This window comes from Novosphingobium panipatense (genome assembly GCF_900182875.1).
Taxonomy (GTDB): Bacteria; Pseudomonadota; Alphaproteobacteria; order Sphingomonadales; family Sphingomonadaceae; genus Novosphingobium; species Novosphingobium panipatense.
On sequence record NZ_FXUI01000049.1, the window covers coordinates 1 to 2,236 of the forward strand.

Genomic DNA, 2,236 nt, shown 5'->3' on the forward strand with positions numbered 1-2,236 from the left:
AGTTCGCCCGCCGCCTTCCACACATCGACCGGATAATGGTGCTTCTCGTCCCACTCCGCCGCAAAGGGAGTGATCCTGTCCGCCGTGAACTTGCGCGCGGTCTCCTGGATTGCGAGTTGATCTTCGCTCAATCCAAACTGTTCGGTCATTTAAGGTCATCTTTTTTTGAAGGGCAGGTAATCGACCGCCTAACCAACGGCGACGCAACGGGGTGCGACGGGTTCCCAGGATCGTGCCAAGCAGCTACGGGGCTGACGCGACGTGGATGTCGTCTCGCCAACGGCTTGCAACGACCGCGCTTGGCTTCATCCTTGAGAAGCTGGACCTCTTCTTTCTTGGCCGAACCGCGAACTTCATCAATCCTCACGATCGACTTGGTTTCTTCGTCGATCGCCAATTTCTTCCGAGCGTCCGCCAAGACTATCATTCATGTTGCGGTTCAGAGGGTCGTGAAGATGGCTCCGAAGTCCTTGCCGCCGTTGCCGGCTTCCACGAAGGCCTCGTAGATCCGGGTGGCGTGTTCGCCCATCGGGACGCTGGCGGCGGCAGTCTGTGCACCGGCCATGGCAAGGCGCAGATCCTTCAGCATGAGCGCCGAGGCGAAGCCGCCGGCATAGCCGTTGTCGGCAGGGCTTGCCGCGCCGATGCCCGGAGCCGGCGTGTAATCGTTGAGCGACCAGCAGTACCCGGTCGACTTCGAACTGACCTCATAGAACTTCTGCGGATCCAGCCCTGCCTTATCCGCCAGCGCCAAAGCCTCGCACGTGCCGATCATGTGAATGGCCAGCAGCATGTTGTTGCACATTTTCGCGACCTGCCCCGCACCCACGTCGCCCGCGTGGATGACGGCCTTGGCCATCGGCTCCAGCACCGGGCGCGCCTGTTCAAAGGCGGCCTCACTGCCCCCGACCATAAAGGTCAGCGTGCCGCCGTTCGCCGCCGCTATGCCGCCCGACACCGGGGCATCCACCATTCGATAACCCGCCGATGCAGCATGCTCCGCCACCTCGCGGGCGGTTGCCAAATCGATCGTCGAACAATCCAGGAGGAGCGCGCCTGCGGGTGCCCTGCCGATGACATCCTCGATGTAGACCGATCGCACGATGCTCCCGTTCGGCAGCATCGTGATCACCGCATCGACACCGGCCACCGCCTCGGGAACGGTGGTGAAGGCCGCGCAGCCCTTGTCCTTCGCCCTCGCCAGAGCATCCGCCGAAAGGTCGAAGGCATGGACCTGGTGCCCCGCCCCAACGAGGTTGGCGGCCATGCCACCACCCATGTTGCCAAGGCCGATGAACGCGATCTTCATAGCATGCTCTCCAGTATTTCGGGCACGGCGCCCGAGGCCGGCCTTTTTCCCCGCCATGTTCTTGTCCCGCCTGCTTCAGCCTACCAGTTCGATGATGTCCTTGCCAAACAGTGCTTCGTCCGACGGGATCACCTTGTGCTGTGCGAGCGGCTTCGACACCCAGGTCTCGTTGATGAGGTCGCGCCAGGTAACGTTGTTGTTCGTGGCGTTGCCGCCCCACGAGCCGCAGCCCAGCGAGAAGGTCTGGCGCATACCGTTCCACAGGTTGCCCGAGTTGGAGGCCGACTGCGGCTGATTCACCATGACGCGGCTGGTCTTGGTGCCCATCGCCAGCTTCGTGATGTTCTCGTCGCTCTGCGAGTAGATGCCGCAGGAGTGGCCCTGCCCCTGATAGCTCTGGATGGCGTTGGTCAGCCGGATCGCCTCGTCGATGTCCTTCGCGCGATAGAGCGCCATGGTGACAGTCATCTTCTCGCCCGAGAACTTGTGGTCCGGGCCATGGCCGGTTTCGGGCACGATGAAGAACGCGGTGCCTTCCGGGATCGAGAAGCCAGCGTAATCGGCGATAAACTGCGCCGACTGCGCCACGACCTTGGCGTTGATATGCTCGCCATCCTCCCAGATCGCTTTCTCGAGCTTGGCCTTGTTTTCGCCCTCGACGATGAAGCCGCCCTTGGCTTTCAGCTTCTCGAGCATCGTGTCATAGATCGCATCAAGCAGGATCACCGCGTTGTCCGACGAGCACGAGGCCGCAAAGTCCAGCGTCTTGGACAGCAGGATCTTGGCTGCGGCATCATCGAGGTCAGCGGTGTCGTCCACGGTGATGACCGCGTTGCCCACACCCACGCCAAGCGCCGGGGTGCCCGACGAGTAGGCCGCCTTCACCATCGGCGTGCCGCCCGTCGCCAGAATGCGGTCGCACTGCTT

At 62.4% G+C, this 2,236-nt stretch carries 3 protein-coding genes; all 3 read right to left on the reverse strand.

What is annotated here, in order from left to right:
* Positions 1 to 149 (reverse strand): acyl-CoA dehydrogenase family protein (locus QOL62_RS19690; RefSeq protein WP_283407305.1); only part of this gene is annotated, 149 nt, incomplete at its 3' end.
* A gap of 290 nt (positions 150 to 439) precedes the next feature.
* Entirely contained in the window at positions 440 to 1,309 is an 870-nt protein-coding gene (gene mmsB, locus QOL62_RS19700; protein WP_283407303.1) for a 3-hydroxyisobutyrate dehydrogenase, read from the reverse strand.
* 75 nt (positions 1,310 to 1,384) lie between these two features.
* The coding region (locus tag QOL62_RS19705; RefSeq protein WP_283407304.1) for an aldehyde dehydrogenase family protein at positions 1,385 to 2,236 on the reverse strand (852 nt) is incomplete at its 5' end.

What these genes read in the sequence shown, in the direction of transcription:
- mmsB (WP_283407303.1), bottom strand. Translation starts at nt 1,309, where the DNA reads ATGAAGATCGCGTTCATCGGCCTTGGCAACATGGGTGGTGGCATGGCC.